Raw genomic sequence first — 15,796 nt, 5'->3', positions numbered from 1 at the left:
ATGAAGGATATTTTATGGCTCATACAAAAAACGTTATCTGTGCTTTTGAAAAATAAAAAAAGTTTACTCATTATAATTAGCTTGCCGATAATAGGGACGCTCATTTCCTTCTCGATATACGGAAATGCAGGGCAAGGAACGTTAAATATCGGGATTGTAAATAAAGAAAATGAGCCAATAGCAAATGATACGATAAAGTTTTTAGAAGGATTAAATCATGTGAATGTGAGTAAGGTTAAGGAGTCTGAAGTAGAAGATAAACTCACTTCCAAAAAACTTGATGGAGTTATTACATTAGATTCTGGTTTTTCAAAAAGTGTTCGAGAAGGGAAACCAGAGCATATTGAAATTTCATCGATTAAAGGTGATCAAGTAACAGGATTTATAAAATCATATTTATATAATTATATTGATAATATAGCAGTTATTAGTAAAGTAGCAGGAACAGATCAAAGTACATTCGACAATATGTACGCAGGGTATCAAAAAAGTTCATTTAAAATGAAAACGGAGACGCTAGAAGATACTTCGAAAAATAAAGATATGACAAATCAAACGATGGGTTACCTTATTATGTTTATGCTGTTTTCAGCAGCGAACCTATCAGGTCATATTTTAAAAGAAAAAGAGAATAGAACGTACTTTAGACTATTATCAACGCCGATAGATGGGAAGAAGTTTATATTATCTAATGTCGGAGTAAATATGATAATACTAACAGTACAAATTTTGATTACAATCCTATTCCTAACGAATGTTTTTCATACGAATATCAATATGCCTTTTATAGTGATGATGGGCGTACTAATGCTATTTGCATTAATCGCAATTGGAATATCATTAGTCCTTGTAGCTTTTTCGAAAAACTCAGCATCGGCAAATGCGATGCAAAACATGGTCATTGTACCAACATGCTTACTTGCTGGATGTTATTTCCCATATGACATTATGCCAAGTGCAGTACAAAAAGTAGCTAATTTTCTTCCGCAGCGCTGGTTGTTAGACACAGTATCGAAACTACAGCAAGGAATTCCATTCTCTGAGTTGTATTTAAATATTTTAATTTTATTCGCTTTCGCGATTGCATTCTTCTTAATTGCGATTTATAAGTTTGGAAGAAATAATGATGCGAGGAATTTTGTTTAATGTGAAAAGGATGTGACGTTAAGTCACATCCTTTTTGTATGAAGCATGAAATCTAAACTTGAATGACAAAATAGAAAGGTGGAAAGAAAATGATCGGAAGGAAATCAAAATGATTAAAAAAATATTGCGAGTTACTTCTATTGTTATTGCTATTTTCGTTTTTATTTTAATATGGATGCATATCGATGTTACCTTAGGTAGGAAAATGGAAGCTGGGAAAAACATGCCGACAGAGTATGCGCCTCATTATAGTGACTTTCAATTATATGTAGAAGGGAAGCCTTTTTATAAACAATTATTTACTGATATAAGAGAAGCGAAAAGCTCCATCTACACTTATTTCTTCATTTTGTCGGATGATAAAAGTAGCCATACTTTTTTAAACTTATTAAAAGAGAAGGCAAAAGAAGGATTAAACGTCTATTTATCAGTTGATCGCATTAATGATTTATCATTTGAAAGAAAGGTGATAAATGAATTGCGGGAAAGTGGTGTACATTTTACATATAGTAGAAAACCTACATTACCATTCGGATTTTATTCACTTCACCATCGTAATCATCGCCGTATTACGACGATTGATGGAGAAATTGGCTATACAGGCGGATTTAATATAGGAGATGAGTACTTAGGGAAAGATAAGCGATTTGGATATTGGCGTGATTATCATGTGCGGCTTAAAGGAGAAGGAGCAAAAGATTTAGAACAGCAATTCGCTTTAGATTGGAAACGAGATACGAAAGAAGAGATAAAGAGAAGTACGAATAAAGCTAGTAAAGGGACTACATTACATACTATGACTAGTTACAATGGGCATTACGTTGCTGAAAAATATATAGAGCTCATAAAACAAGCTCAGCACTCCATTGTAATTGCAACACCGTATTTTATAGCGAAAAATAAAGAATCTATGAATGCTTTAATCGCGGCGCAAAAGCGTGGTGTTACAGTAAAAATACTTTGGTCATATAAACCGGATCTACCTCTTATAAAAGAAGCGGCGTATCCATACATACGTCAAGCTGTTAATAATGGGATTACTGTATATGGTTATAAAAAAGGAATGTTCCATGGTAAATTAATGCTTATTGATAATGAATTAACCGTTATTGGTACAACAAACTTTACTTCGCGTAGCTTCAATATAAATGATGAAATGAATTTTTATATTTATGGTGGTCCTATTGTAGGACAAGTTAATAAGGCGTTAACAGAGGATTTTCATGATTCGAAAGAAATGACGAAAGAGTTTTTTGAAAAGTTATCTTTTTGGGAGCGTTGTAAGGAGAAAGTGGCGGGATTGGTTGACTTCTATTTGTGATGATGAATTAGGAAAGGGTGCCTACAAAAGGCACCCTTTTTGGTGGGGAATTATTATTTTTCATGCACCAGCATCGTAACATCATCATTGATCAACGTCCCCACATGTTCGCCTAAACATATTTTCTTCATGACACCAGGCTCATCAAAGTTAAAGACGTGTGCTGGTAAATTGTAGTCCCGGGCAAGCAGTAATGCCGCTTGATCCATGACTTGTATATTTTGTCTAACGACATCATTATAGTTTAGTTTGCTGTACATTTTTGCTGATTTATTATGCTTTGGATCACTTGTAAAGACGCCATCGACCCCTTGTTTTGCGACTAATATGGCATCACTATTCATCTCGATGGCTCTTTGTACACTTGGATAATCTGTTGTCACGAACGGTTGGCCGTTTCCGCCTCCAAAGATAACGATATAACCGTTATCTAAATGGTGGACTGCACGCAAGCGAATGTATGGTTCAGCTACTGCATTAAATGGAATGGAAGTCATAACGCGTACTTCTCTATTTGTTTTACTTGTTAAAACACCGCGAAGCATTAAGCTGTTAATGATTGTACCTAGTGTACCGATATTATCAGCTTCTACGCGATCGATTCCCCATTCTTCAGCTAGATGCCCCCTAAAAATGTTACCGCCACCGATGACGATGGATACTTCGATACCTAAATCAACAATGGATAAAATTTCGTTTGCGATATGTTCTAATCGTTTGGAGTTAAAGCTATTTCCAGTTTGATCGGCAAGTGCACCGCCGCTTAATTTAATTAAGACACGTTTATATGGTCTCATAACAATTCCCCCTATATAGATCGCAATAAAAAAGGAACAAAGGCGAATGCCTTTGTTCCTTTTTAAGAAAATGAAAAAGAAAAGAAGAAGATAGGACGAATTGCTTTGTATAGTTTTTCATAACATCCACTCCTTTTCCTTTTGATTTGTTGTAAGTATATATCTTTTTGATTATACGAAATAATCTGATTGCTTATCAAGTTTATTTTATCGTTTTTTAACAAAATGGTGTCAATGAAAAAAAGAAGAAAAATATTTGAATTTTTTGTGACGAACTTGTAGGTTTTTGTATGATTTTGTAGGTTCGCTTATAAGATGTGTGAGTAGCTTTTATAAATTCAAATTGAAAGCGTTCGCATGAAGGGGATGAACATAAATGAAAAAATTCGGATTGGCAACACAAATTTTTGTCGCGCTTGTTTTAGGGATTGTAGTAGGGGCAGTCTTTTATGGCAATAAAACGGCGATTTCTTATATCACACCAATTGGGGATATATTTATTCACTTAATTAAGATGATTGTAGTACCAATTGTTATTTCAGCATTAATTGTTGCGGTAGCTGGTGTAGGAGATATGAAAAAGCTTGGGAAACTGGGCGGTAAGACAATTCTTTATTTCGAAATTATTACGACGATTGCTATTTTAATGGGATTACTTGCAGCGAATATATTCCAACCAGGTACTGGTGTTGATATGAGTAATTTACAGCAAAGTGATATTTCTTCTTATAAACAAACAGCAGATGCAACGGAGAAGAAAGGTTTTGCTGAGACAATTGTTCACATTGTACCAAAAAACGTATTTGAATCGATTGCACAAGGTGACCTATTACCGATTATATTCTTCTCAGTATTATTCGGCTTAGGAGTTGCGGCAATTGGGGAAAAAGGAAAGCCTGTTTTTAACTTCTTTGAAGGCGTACTCGAAGCAATGTTTTGGGTTACAAATCAAGTTATGAAATTTGCACCATTTGGTGTATTCGCATTAATTGCCGTTACAGTTGCAAAATTTGGTGTAGCAACATTACTTCCGCTAGGAAAACTAGTGCTAGCTGTATACGTAACTGTTATACTATTCGTTGTGATTGTATTAGGTATTAATGCACGAATGGTTGGAGTAAACATTTTTACATTAATAAAAATTTTAAAAGAAGAACTGATTCTTTCGTTTACGACAGCAAGTTCAGAAGCTGTTTTACCTAATATAATGAGAAAAATGGAAGAGTTCGGTTGTCCAAAGGCAGTTGCCTCTTTCGTAATTCCGACAGGTTATACATTTAACTTGACTGGATCGGCTATTTATCAAGCGTTAGCGGCATTGTTTGTTGCCCAAATGTACGGTGTGCACATGTCACTAACGGAGCAAATAACGTTATTATTCGTTCTCATGTTAACATCCAAAGGTATGGCGGGAGTTCCAGGTGCATCGTTCGTTGTTGTATTAGCAACGTTAGGTTCAATGGGGCTACCACTAGAAGGTATCGCGTTAATTGCGGGAATTGACCGCATTTTAGATATGATTCGCTCATCTGTCAATGTATTAGGAAATGCATTAGCGGCCATTGTTATGTCGAAGTGGGAAGGCGAATTCGATAATGAGAAAGCAAAACAATATGTAGAAACAGTCAAAGAAACAAAAGCAGCATAAGAAATCGTTAAGGAGTGAATAATCATGGCAACATTAACTGAAGTTAAAAATGGTGTTCGAATTGAAAAAGATTTTTTAGGTGAAAAAGAAGTACCAAACTATGCATACTACGGCGTACAAACAATGCGTGCAGTTGAAAATTTCCCAATTACAGGATACAAAATCCATGAAGGCTTAATTAGAGCGTTCGCAATTGTAAAAAAAGCAGCAGCACTTGCGAATACAGATGTAGGAAGATTGGAATTGAACAAGGGTGGCGTGATTGCAGAAGCTGCTCAAGAAATTCTTGATGGAAAATGGCATGATCATTTCATCGTAGATCCAATTCAAGGCGGAGCAGGTACTTCAATGAACATGAATGCAAATGAAGTCATTGCCAATCGTGCTCTTGAATTATTAGGAATGGAAAAGGGAGACTATCACTATATTAGTCCAAATAGTCATGTAAACATGGCGCAATCAACAAACGATGCATTCCCAACGGCGATTCATATCGCAACATTAAATGCATTAGAAGGCTTATTACAAACGATGGGTTATATGCATGATGTATTTGAATTAAAAGCAGAACAGTTCGATCATGTGATTAAAATGGGTCGTACACATTTACAAGATGCTGTGCCAATTCGTCTTGGACAAGAGTTTAAAGCATACTCTCGCGTACTTGAACGTGATATGAAACGAATTCAACAATCACGTCAACACTTATATGAAGTGAACATGGGAGCAACTGCAGTTGGTACAGGCTTAAATGCAGACCCAGAATATATTGAAGCAGTTGTAAAACATTTAGCTGCAATTAGTGAACTACCACTAGTTGGTGCAGAAGACTTAGTAGATGCAACGCAAAATACAGATGCATACACAGAAGTATCTGCAGCACTTAAAGTATGTATGATGAATATGTCTAAAATTGCGAATGACCTTCGCTTAATGGCATCAGGTCCACGTGTTGGTTTAGCAGAAATTATGTTACCAGCTCGTCAGCCAGGTTCATCTATTATGCCAGGGAAAGTAAACCCTGTTATGCCAGAAGTTATTAACCAAATTGCGTTCCAAGTAATTGGTAATGACCATACAATTTGCCTTGCTTCAGAAGCAGGACAATTAGAATTAAACGTTATGGAACCAGTACTTGTTTTCAACTTACTGCAATCGATTAGCATTATGAATAACGGTTTCCGTGCCTTTACAGATAATTGCTTAAAAGGAATTGAAGCGAATGAAGATCGCTTAAAAGAGTATGTTGAGAAGAGTGTAGGAATTATTACAGCCGTGAACCCTCATATCGGTTATGAAGCAGCAGCTCGCGTTGCGAAAGAAGCAATCGCGACAGGGCAATCCGTTCGAGAACTTTGTGTGAAAAATGGTGTACTGTCACAAGAAGACTTAGAGTTAATTCTAGATCCATTCGAAATGACGCACCCAGGGATTGCAGGAGCAACTCTTTTAAAGAAAAATTAAAAGAAGAGGGGGGACAAGCCCCTCTTTTTTGTTTACAATATAGAAATGCTATATATGAATAGAGGTAGGGATGTTATGAGCAAGTTTACAGTAGCTTCTAATGGTGCATTAGAAACAACATTAAGAGGAGCAGAAGTATTATCAACACCACTTTTAAATAAAGGGGTAGCTTTCACACAAAATGAAAGAGAAGAGTTAGGTTTAAAAGGGTTATTACCGCCAGCGGTTTTAACGTTAGAAGAACAGGCACGCCGAGCATACGAACAATTTAGTTCTCAGCCGGATGATTTATTAAAGAATGTATACTTAACTGCGTTACATGATCGAAATGAAGTATTATTTTATCGTATATTAACAGATCATTTACGTGAAATGTTACCGATTGTATATACACCAACTGTCGGTGTAGCAATTCAAAGATATAGTCATGAATATCGTAAACCACGTGGTGTTTATTTATCGATTAACGATCCATCAGGTATTGAAGAAGCATTCACCAATATTGGTGCAACAGCTGAGAACATTGATTTAGTCGTTGTAACAGATGGAGAAGGCATATTAGGAATTGGTGACTGGGGCGTTGGTGGTATTAACATTGCAATCGGAAAGCTAGCTGTTTATACGGCCGCAGTTGGAATCGATCCTAGCCGCGTATTACCGGTAATTTTAGATGTAGGTACAAACCGTGAGGAACTATTAAACAATCCATTTTATATTGGAAATCGTCACCCTCGTATAACAGGTGAAGCTTACGATGAATTTATTGATACGTTTGTACAATCAGTAAATAAACAATTCCCGAAAGCACTTTTACATTGGGAAGACTTTAGCTCTCGTAACGCACGAAAAATTTTAGATAAATACCGTCATGACGTTTGTACGTTTAATGATGATATTCAAGGTACTGGTGCAGTTTCACTTGCCGCAGTATTATCGGCAGTGAAAGCTTCTGGTGTACCATTAAGTGAACACCGCGTTGTTGTATTTGGTGCTGGTACGGCTGGAATCGGTATCGCAGATCAAGTTAGAGATGCGATGGTCCGCGTAGGCGTATCTGAAGAAGAATCATATAAGCGTTTCTGGTGTATTGATCGTAACGGGTTAGTTACAGATAATATGGAAGATCTTCTTGATTTCCAAATTCCGTACGCAAGAAAAGAAGCAGAAGTAAGTGAGTGGAAAGAAAATGATGTGATCGGACTTGCTGAAGTTGTGAAACATGTAAAACCGACAATTTTAATTGGTACATCTACTGTTGCAGGTGCATTTAAAGAAGAGATTATTAAAGAAATGGCTTCTCACGTAGAAAGACCAATCATTTTACCAATGTCGAATCCGACGCCACTTGCTGAAGCAAAACCAGCAGATTTAATCGAGTGGACAGAAGGAAGAGCGTTAGTTGCAACAGGAAGTCCATTTGAACCAGTTACATATAACGGTGTAACGTATGTGATTGGACAATCAAATAATGCACTTATTTTCCCAGGGCTTGGTCTTGGAACAATTGTAGTACGAGCAAGCGTCATGACGGATGGAATGTTCGCAGCGGCTGCTGAAGCAGTTGCAAGTATGGTAGATACAAGTCAGCCAGGAGCACCTATTTTACCAGAGGTCGAAGAATTACGTAATATCTCAGAAATGGTTGCAATTGAAGTAGCGAAAGTTGCAGTTGCAGAAGGTGTTGCAAGAGTGAACTTAAGTGATAACGATATCAAGATGGCAGTGCAAGAAGCAATGTGGAAGCCAGAGTATCGCCAAATAAAAGCGGTAGAAAAGGTTAGAATATAGAAAAAAAGCCCGTTTATAACAATAAGCGGGCTTTCACTTTTACTACTGAAAAAAAGTATAGGAAGTGTCACCTTTGAATTGGAATCAATTATGGAAGAAAGATATGTCCCTTTTAATTATATTAATGGTCGTTGTTCCGATTGCTGGGGAGCTGAACTTTCATCCCTTTAATGATACGTTTCGAGTTAGCTTCGGTACACCGCTATTCTTCTTTTTATTATTATTTTTAAGAAGAGTACCAGCAGGAGTTGCAGGTATTCTTGTTGGTATATCTGTAGTCTTATTCCGAGTATGTCTTGACTGGATCATGCAAGGTTCATTTCATATGACAGAATCATTTTATTTGCGTTATCCTGTGTTCTTCTATTATTTTATTTATGGCAGTTTTTTTTCGCTTTGTAGGGTAAATAAGTTCCATCAGAAACCAATCATTATTGGATGCCTTGGAATTTCAATTGAAATTGTTGCAAGTATGTCAGAACTTGCGTTTTATCACATGTTAGTACTAGGTACAACAATAACGATTTCTGAAGTGAATAAACTTATTATTATTGCTATTTTTCGTAGTTTCTTTGCACTTGGTTTTTTAAATATGATGAATTTATATGAAACGAAATTAAAAGAATCGCAAGTTCGAAAAGAAAATGAAAATATGTTAATGCATCTTTCTAATTTATATGTGGAATCTGTTCATTTGAAAAAGACGTTACAAAATGCGGAGTTAATTACACAAGAAGCATATCAACTATATCGAAATTTACAAGTAAGCGCTGATTCAAGTAGTAAAACAGCATTGAAAATAGCGGGGGAAGTGCATGAAATAAAAAAGGATAATCAAAGGATATTTGCAGGGTTATCTAAACTGTTATTAGATAAAAATGTGGCTGAATATGTAGAAGGACATGAGTTAGCAGAAATGATTGTTAGAATAAACGAGAAGTATGCTGAAATGCTAGAAAAGGATATACGTTTTTCTAAACATATAGAAGGTGAGCATGCTGCATACCATGTGTATACAGTGTTATCAATTTTTAATAACTTAGTTGCAAATGCAGTTGAAGCAATTGAAGATAAAGGTGTCGTTATTATTAAGCTATATAAAAGAGATCAACATATATTTTTTGAAGTAATTGACGATGGACCTGGTATTGCACAAAAGTATAAGAAATTAGTATTTAAGCCAGGATTTACTTCCAAGTATGATCAAACGGGAACACCGTCAACTGGTATTGGGCTTTCTTACATAAATGAAATGGTAACAGAGCTAGGCGGAGAAGTGAGATTAGAAGGCCGAGAAAATAAAAGAGGATGTAAGTTTATCGTTTGTTTACCAGAGGGTAGTTTAAAGCGGGAAGGGGAATAGATTTGTTTTATTATATCGTAGACGATGATGAAGTTTTCCGTTCGATGCTTTCGCAAATTATTGAAGATGGAGATCTTGGAGAAGTAATTGGTGAGGCGGATGACGGAGCTTTTATTGAAGCGGATCAACTAAATTTTAAAAAAGTAGATATTTTATTTATTGATTTGTTGATGCCGATGAGGGACGGAATTGAAACAGTTCGTCACATTGCGTCAACTTTCACGGGGAAAATCATTATGATTTCTCAAGTGGAATCGAAGCAGCTTATAGGTGAGGCATATACACTTGGTGTAGAATATTATATTACGAAACCATTAAATAAAATCGAAGTTGTATCTGTTGTACGCAAAGTGATGGAGCGTATTAGATTGGAGCGTTCTATACATGATATTCAAAAATCATTGAATAACGTGTTTCAGTGGGAAAAACCGCAATTGCGTACTGAACCAGTGCAAGAAGGAAAAAAGATAGGAGATTTAGGACGCTTTTTACTATCAGAACTCGGTATTGCGGGAGAGAATGGAAGTAAAGATTTACTTAGTATGCTGGAATATTTATATGGTCAAGAAAAGGCACAGACATTTGAGTTTGGCTTTCCTGCGTTAAAAGAAATTTTTCATCATATTACGATAAGGAAATTAGGGAATCTAGCTTTAGGTGCGGATATTGATAAAGAGAAAAAAGCGTCTGAACAAAGAGTACGTCGAGCTATTTATCAGTCGTTAAATCATTTGGCTTCTTTAGGACTAACAGACTTTTCAAATCCAAAATTTGAAAGCTATGCTCCAAAATTTTTCGATTTCACCGTAGTTAGAAAACGGATGACAGAAATGACGAAAGATGAACTCGCATCTTCTGGTCATACGCGAATTAATACGAAGAAGTTTATTCAAGTGTTGTATTTTGAGGCGAAGAGGTTGATGGAGATAGAGTGAAGAAGATGCTTATAAATAAGCATCTTTTTTTGTTAAATCAACATTTTATATTTTCTTGTGGAGCATGTAAAATGTTAAGTAAGAGAAAATGGTTTTATATTAAGGAAGTGTCAAAGCGATGAGTTTCACATTGAATAAATCGATTATTAAAGAAGTGTGCGGAGAGACCTCATATAAAAGAGGTGAAACCTATTATAAATCAAATAAAGTGATAATAGATCATTACGATGAAAATAAAGAAATTTGTGAGGCGACAGTAAAAGGGAACGAGGATTTCCATGTTACAGTAGAAAAAGCTAAGAAGGGTGATGTTGTTGCGAAATGTAGTTGTCCTTCATTAGCGTCTTTTCAAACGTACTGTCAACATGTTGCAGCAGTATTAATACAAATAAACTATAATCAACAAACAGGTGGAATGAGCTCCACTAGTAACAGAAATGATCAATTGACAAGTGGTATGTTTCAGTTGTTTGCAGACAAACCACTGAGGCCAAAAAGTAAACAACACCGTTTTGATACACGTGAAATATTAGATGTTGAGTTTATATGTACACCAGTAGCTACGAGAAGTGGTGGTGCTCTTCTTGGAATTCAATTGAAACTTGCCAAGGTGTATTTCATAAATCATATTAGAGAATTTCTTTCTAAGGTGGAGAAAAGAGAGTCTTTTCATTGTTCAAATGAATTTACATATACACCAGATGTACATAGTTTTAAACAAGAAACGGATGCAATTATTCAGCAGCTCGTTAAAATGTATCATAACGAAAAAATGTATGAGGATGCGCTAGAAGTACATGCGAAACAAGATGAAAGTATGATATTTATACCACCAGCTTCATGGAAAGATATGCTCTCTTCACTTTCTAAAGTTGAATATGTACAGCTGAAACAAAATAAACAACTGTTTCAGGGATTACAAGTTTCAAAAGGTTTGTTGCCGTTACACTTTGAATTTACGAAGGGAAATAATGGCGGATTTACACTTCATATAGATGGTCTAAATCGTGTACAAGTTATGGATATGTATAACAATGCACTTTATGGTGGGAAATTATATCACTTACACATTGAAGATTGTATGCGACTTATTGAATTACAAAAGATGATGAGTCGCTCAAATAGTAATCAGTTTTATATTCCAGAAAGTAAGATGGAACATTTCGTCGCGAAAGTTGTACCAGGATTAATGAAGCTCGGAACTGTACACATTGATGAAGTAATATCGGATCGTGTTGAAACACCTTCGCTAAAAGCGAAATTGTATTTAGACCGCGTGAAAAATCGCTTATTAGCAGGTCTTGAATTTCACTATGGGAACGTCATGATTAATCCGCTAGAAGAGGATGGACAGCCGTCTGTTTTTAATCGTGATGAGAAAAAAGAAAAAGAGATTTTAGACATTATGAGTGAAAGTGCCTTTGCAAAAACAGAAGGCGGTTACTTTATGCATAATGAAGAAGCTGAGTATAACTTTTTATATCACGTCGTGCCAACATTAAAAGGTTTAGTTGATATTTATGCGACGACAGCAATCAAATTGCGAATTAGTAAAGGGGATGCAGTTCCTCTTATTAGAGTGAGAAGAAAAGAAAGAATTGATTGGTTGTCATTTCGTTTTGATATAAAAGGAATACCAGAAGCAGAAATTAAAGGTGTATTAGCGGCCCTTGAAGAGAAACGTAAATATTATCGATTGGCGAATGGTTCGTTTTTATCGCTAGAGAGTAAAGAGTTTAATGAAATTAATCAGTTTATAAAAGAATCAGGTATTCGGAAAGAATTTTTACATGGAGAAGAGGTAAATGTTCCGCTTATTCGAAGTGTAAAATGGATGAACGGACTTCATGAAGGCAATGTTTTAAGTTTGGATGATTCTGTTCAAGAGTTAGTAGAAAACATTCAAAACCCGAAAAAATTAAAGTTTGCTGTGCCAAATACTTTAAATGCAGAAATGAGAAAGTATCAAGTATATGGGTTCGAATGGATGAAAACACTTGCTCATTACCGTTTTGGCGGTATTTTAGCAGATGATATGGGACTTGGAAAAACGTTGCAAAGCATTGCTTTTATAGATTCTGTTTTGACTGAGATTCGAGAAAAGAAACTGCCAATATTAGTCGTTTCACCATCATCTCTTGTTTATAATTGGTTTAGTGAATTGAAAAAATTCGCCCCGTATATTAGAGCAGTTATTGCAGATGGAAACCAAGCAGAGCGCCGGAAAATTTTGAAAGATATAACGGAATTTGATGTCGTAATCACGTCATATCCATTACTGAGAAGAGATATAAGATTATATGCAAGACCATTTCATACACTATTTCTTGATGAAGCACAGGCGTTTAAAAACCCTACAACGCAAACGGCAAGAGCTGTGAAAACAATTCAAGCTGAATACCGTTTCGGACTAACTGGTACACCTGTAGAAAATTCATTAGAAGAGCTATGGTCTATCTTCCATGTCGTCTTCCCGGAATTATTACCAGGAAGAAAAGAGTTCGGTGATTTAAGGCGTGAAGATATAGCGAAGCGAGTGAAACCATTCGTATTAAGACGATTAAAAGGGGACGTATTAAATGAGTTGCCAGAGAAAATAGAGCACTTACAATCATCGGAGTTATTACCCGATCAAAAGAGTCTCTATGCTGCTTATTTAGCGAAGTTAAGGGAAGAAACGTTAAAGCATTTAGACAAAGACACGTTACGTAAAAATAAAATTAGAATTTTAGCTGGTTTAACGAGATTGCGACAAATTTGTTGTCATCCCGCTTTATTTGTTGATGATTACAAAGGAAGTTCAGCTAAATTTGAACAACTGTTAGAGATTTTAGAGGAATGTAGAAGTACAGGGAAGAGAATATTAATTTTTTCTCAATTTACGAAGATGCTTTCCATTATTGGTCGTGAGTTAAATCGACAAGCAATTCCATACTTTTATTTAGACGGGAGTACACCAGCGCAGGATCGTGTAGAGCTGTGCGATCGGTTTAACGAAGGAGAAGGAGATCTATTTCTCATTTCTTTAAAAGCTGGTGGTACCGGACTTAATTTAACTGGTGCAGATACAGTAATATTATATGATTTATGGTGGAATCCAGCTGTTGAACAACAAGCGGCCGATAGGGCGTATCGAATGGGACAAAAAAATACAGTGCAAGTTATAAAGCTAGTAGCTCAGGGAACAATTGAGGAGAAAATGCATGAACTGCAAGAAAGTAAGAAAAATTTAATCGCTGAAGTGATTGAGCCGGGAGAAGAGAAATTGTCCTCAATCACAGAGGAAGAAATTCGAGATATTTTAATGATTTAATATAAAAAAGCTATGCCTTCAAATTTATGAGGGCATAGCTTTTTTGTTGTAATAATTATATTTTGTTTTGTACAAAGTAAAGAAATCAAATGTTATTTAAATTACTTCTTTGTACCTTTACTTTTGTATGGTTTGGCAGCTGCCTTTTTCTTTGCACTTGATTGCCAACGGTTCCATCCTTTACTTCCTGTACCTTGTCCTACACCTTTTTTCGGTTTTGCTTTCGTTTTACTCATATGATCACTCCGTTATATAAAAATCTTATTTGATAATAGTCAATGATTTAGAAAATACTCTTTATAAATGACTATGATTGCTTTAAGTAAAAATAAACTGCTTGAATGCTATAGTATAACATGAATTTGCAAGTAAACTGAAAGGAATTATAAAGAAAATGAAAATAATAAGAAATACTGCAGATTCTATATTCCGAACGATCACATTAATTGTTGTGTATACGTTAGTTTCGGTCAGTGAAACATTTTTTGGATTGACGAGGCAGAAAAAGTAAAGATGTTAAATTAACAACAATCAATAAAGCCGTAAAATAAAGAATTGAAAAACATTTTAAAACTTTTTGTTGACTTTCTTTATTTTTTGTATAGAATAATCATTAATAAAATGTTTCAGAGATGTGACAACAAAACGACTATGAAAGGACGAGTAGTAGTAGGACGTAGTTTAAGCGAGTCAGGGGTGGTGTGAGCCTGATACGAAGCCTATTATGAAGAACCTCCTGGAGTTGCTAACCGAAATCCTTTATAGGAAAGTAGACTTAGCCGGGAACTTCGCCGTTACAAGAAGAACAGTATCGAGATATTTCATCTCCGTATTGTATAAGTGAGCAACCTCTGTTGCTAATTTGGGTGGTACCGCGGAACCAAAGCCTTTCGTCCCAGTTTTTTGGGAAAGAAGGGCTTTTTTTGTTGGCTTCTTTTCACAACATCCAAACATTTTAGGAGGAAACCACCATGTATCAATCATTAATGACAGTAAGAGAGACTCAAATCGCAATTAAGGAAGTTAAAACATTCTTCGAGGACCAATTAGCAAAACGCCTTGAACTATTCCGCGTATCTGCACCATTATTCGTAACGAAAAAATCAGGATTAAACGATCACCTAAACGGTGTAGAACGTCCAATTGAATTTGATATGTTACATTCAGGAGAAGAATTAGAAATTGTTCATTCACTAGCGAAATGGAAACGATTTGCATTACATGAATACGGATATGAAGCTGGTGAAGGTTTATATACAAACATGAACGCGATTCGTCGTGATGAAGAACTTGATGCAACGCATTCCATTTATGTTGACCAATGGGATTGGGAAAAAATCGTTCAAAAAGAATGGCGTACTGTTGAATACTTACAAAAAACAGTACAAACAATTTATGGAATATTCAAAGATTTAGAAGATCACTTATTTGAAAAATATCCGTTCCTTGGAAAGTATTTACCGGAAGAAATTGTTTTCGTTACTTCTCAGGAATTAGAAGATAAATATCCAGAATTAACACCGAAAGATCGTGAACATGCAATTGCAAAAGAACACGGTGCAGTCTTCATTATCGGAATTGGTGATGCACTTCGTTCAGGTGAAAAGCATGACGGACGCGCAGCTGATTATGACGATTGGAAATTAAACGGTGACATTTTATTCTGGCACCCAGTACTACAATCTTCATTTGAGTTATCATCAATGGGAATTCGTGTTGATAGTAAATCACTTGATGAGCAGTTAACGAAAACTGGTGAAGACTTCAAACGTGAGTATGATTTCCATAAAGGTATACTAGAAGACGTACTACCATTAACAATCGGCGGTGGCATTGGACAATCAAGAATGTGCATGTACTTCTTACGTAAAGCACATATCGGTGAAGTTCAATCTTCTGTATGGCCTGACGATTTACGTGCAGCTTGCAAGAAAGAAAACATTCATCTGTTTTAATAGAAGTAAGAGAGGGTAGCTCAAAGAGTTATCCTCTCTTTTTATTGTGTAAACGAATGGTTTACA

General features: G+C 35.7%; 11 protein-coding genes and 1 other annotated feature. Of the genes, 9 read left to right on the top strand and 2 right to left on the bottom strand.

Annotated elements, in window-relative coordinates; genetic code table 11:
• Both MRP26_RS02995 and cls read left to right on the top strand, forming a co-directional pair.
• Window positions 1-1,146: an ABC transporter permease gene (locus MRP26_RS02995; RefSeq protein WP_088114242.1), complete on the top strand. Its 1,146-nt coding sequence runs from the start codon at window positions 1-3 to the stop codon at window positions 1,144-1,146.
• Between the two features lie 109 nt (window positions 1,147-1,255).
• Window positions 1,256-2,467 (top strand): cardiolipin synthase, encoded by a 1,212-nt coding sequence (gene cls / locus MRP26_RS02990; protein WP_000591938.1) that lies wholly within the window; start codon window positions 1,256-1,258, stop codon window positions 2,465-2,467.
• Between the two features lie 53 nt (window positions 2,468-2,520).
• Here the strand turns inward: cls and pyrH are convergent, their stop codons facing one another.
• Window positions 2,521-3,264: a UMP kinase gene (gene pyrH / locus MRP26_RS02985; RefSeq protein WP_001248059.1), complete on the bottom strand. Its 744-nt coding sequence runs from the start codon at window positions 3,262-3,264 to the stop codon at window positions 2,521-2,523.
• A 376-nt stretch (window positions 3,265-3,640) separates the two neighbouring features.
• On the opposite strand from pyrH, the gene MRP26_RS02980 reads away from it, so the two are divergent.
• The 6 genes from MRP26_RS02980 (at window position 3,641) to MRP26_RS02955 (ending at window position 13,775) form a co-directional block, all read left to right on the top strand.
• The gene (locus MRP26_RS02980; protein ID WP_000713291.1) at window positions 3,641-4,912 is read left to right on the top strand and encodes a cation:dicarboxylate symporter family transporter; all 1,272 of its coding nucleotides are present in this window, start codon (window positions 3,641-3,643) and stop codon (window positions 4,910-4,912) included.
• Between the two features lie 24 nt (window positions 4,913-4,936).
• Window positions 4,937-6,376, top strand: coding sequence for an aspartate ammonia-lyase (gene aspA, locus MRP26_RS02975; protein WP_000224200.1), 1,440 nt, complete (start codon window positions 4,937-4,939; stop codon window positions 6,374-6,376).
• A gap of 75 nt (window positions 6,377-6,451) precedes the next feature.
• The gene (gene malS / locus MRP26_RS02970; protein ID WP_069356623.1) at window positions 6,452-8,164 is read left to right on the top strand and encodes an oxaloacetate-decarboxylating malate dehydrogenase; all 1,713 of its coding nucleotides are present in this window, start codon (window positions 6,452-6,454) and stop codon (window positions 8,162-8,164) included.
• Window positions 8,165-8,228: 64 nt separating this feature from the next.
• Window positions 8,229-9,527 carry a sensor histidine kinase gene (locus MRP26_RS02965; protein WP_075719490.1) on the top strand — a complete coding sequence of 433 codons (1,299 nt, stop codon included), beginning with the start codon at window positions 8,229-8,231 and terminating at the stop codon, window positions 9,525-9,527.
• A 2-nt stretch (window positions 9,528-9,529) separates the two neighbouring features.
• A complete protein-coding gene (locus MRP26_RS02960; RefSeq protein WP_069355382.1) occupies window positions 9,530-10,462 on the top strand; it encodes a response regulator in 933 nt (310 codons plus the stop codon).
• Between the two features lie 118 nt (window positions 10,463-10,580).
• Window positions 10,581-13,775 carry a DEAD/DEAH box helicase gene (locus MRP26_RS02955; protein ID WP_242805957.1) on the top strand — a complete coding sequence of 1,065 codons (3,195 nt, stop codon included), beginning with the start codon at window positions 10,581-10,583 and terminating at the stop codon, window positions 13,773-13,775.
• A gap of 101 nt (window positions 13,776-13,876) precedes the next feature.
• Here the strand turns inward: MRP26_RS02955 and MRP26_RS02950 are convergent, their stop codons facing one another.
• Window positions 13,877-14,011 (bottom strand): DUF3934 domain-containing protein, encoded by a 135-nt coding sequence (locus MRP26_RS02950; RefSeq protein WP_000047588.1) that lies wholly within the window; start codon window positions 14,009-14,011, stop codon window positions 13,877-13,879.
• 406 nt (window positions 14,012-14,417) lie between these two features.
• Window positions 14,418-14,676, top strand: a binding site (T-box leader).
• Window positions 14,677-14,746: 70 nt separating this feature from the next.
• On the opposite strand from MRP26_RS02950, the gene asnA reads away from it, so the two are divergent.
• Window positions 14,747-15,730: an aspartate--ammonia ligase gene (gene asnA / locus MRP26_RS02945; protein ID WP_000284916.1), complete on the top strand. Its 984-nt coding sequence runs from the start codon at window positions 14,747-14,749 to the stop codon at window positions 15,728-15,730.
• Window positions 15,731-15,796: the final 66 nt, after the last annotated feature.

The sequence above is a fragment of the Bacillus sp. CCB-MMP212 genome, assembly GCF_022748145.1.
GTDB lineage: Bacteria > Bacillota > Bacilli > Bacillales > Bacillaceae_G > Bacillus_A > Bacillus_A cereus.
The sequence above is the reverse complement of the archived record's forward strand: the minus strand, read 5'-3'. Positions and strand labels throughout refer to the sequence as shown.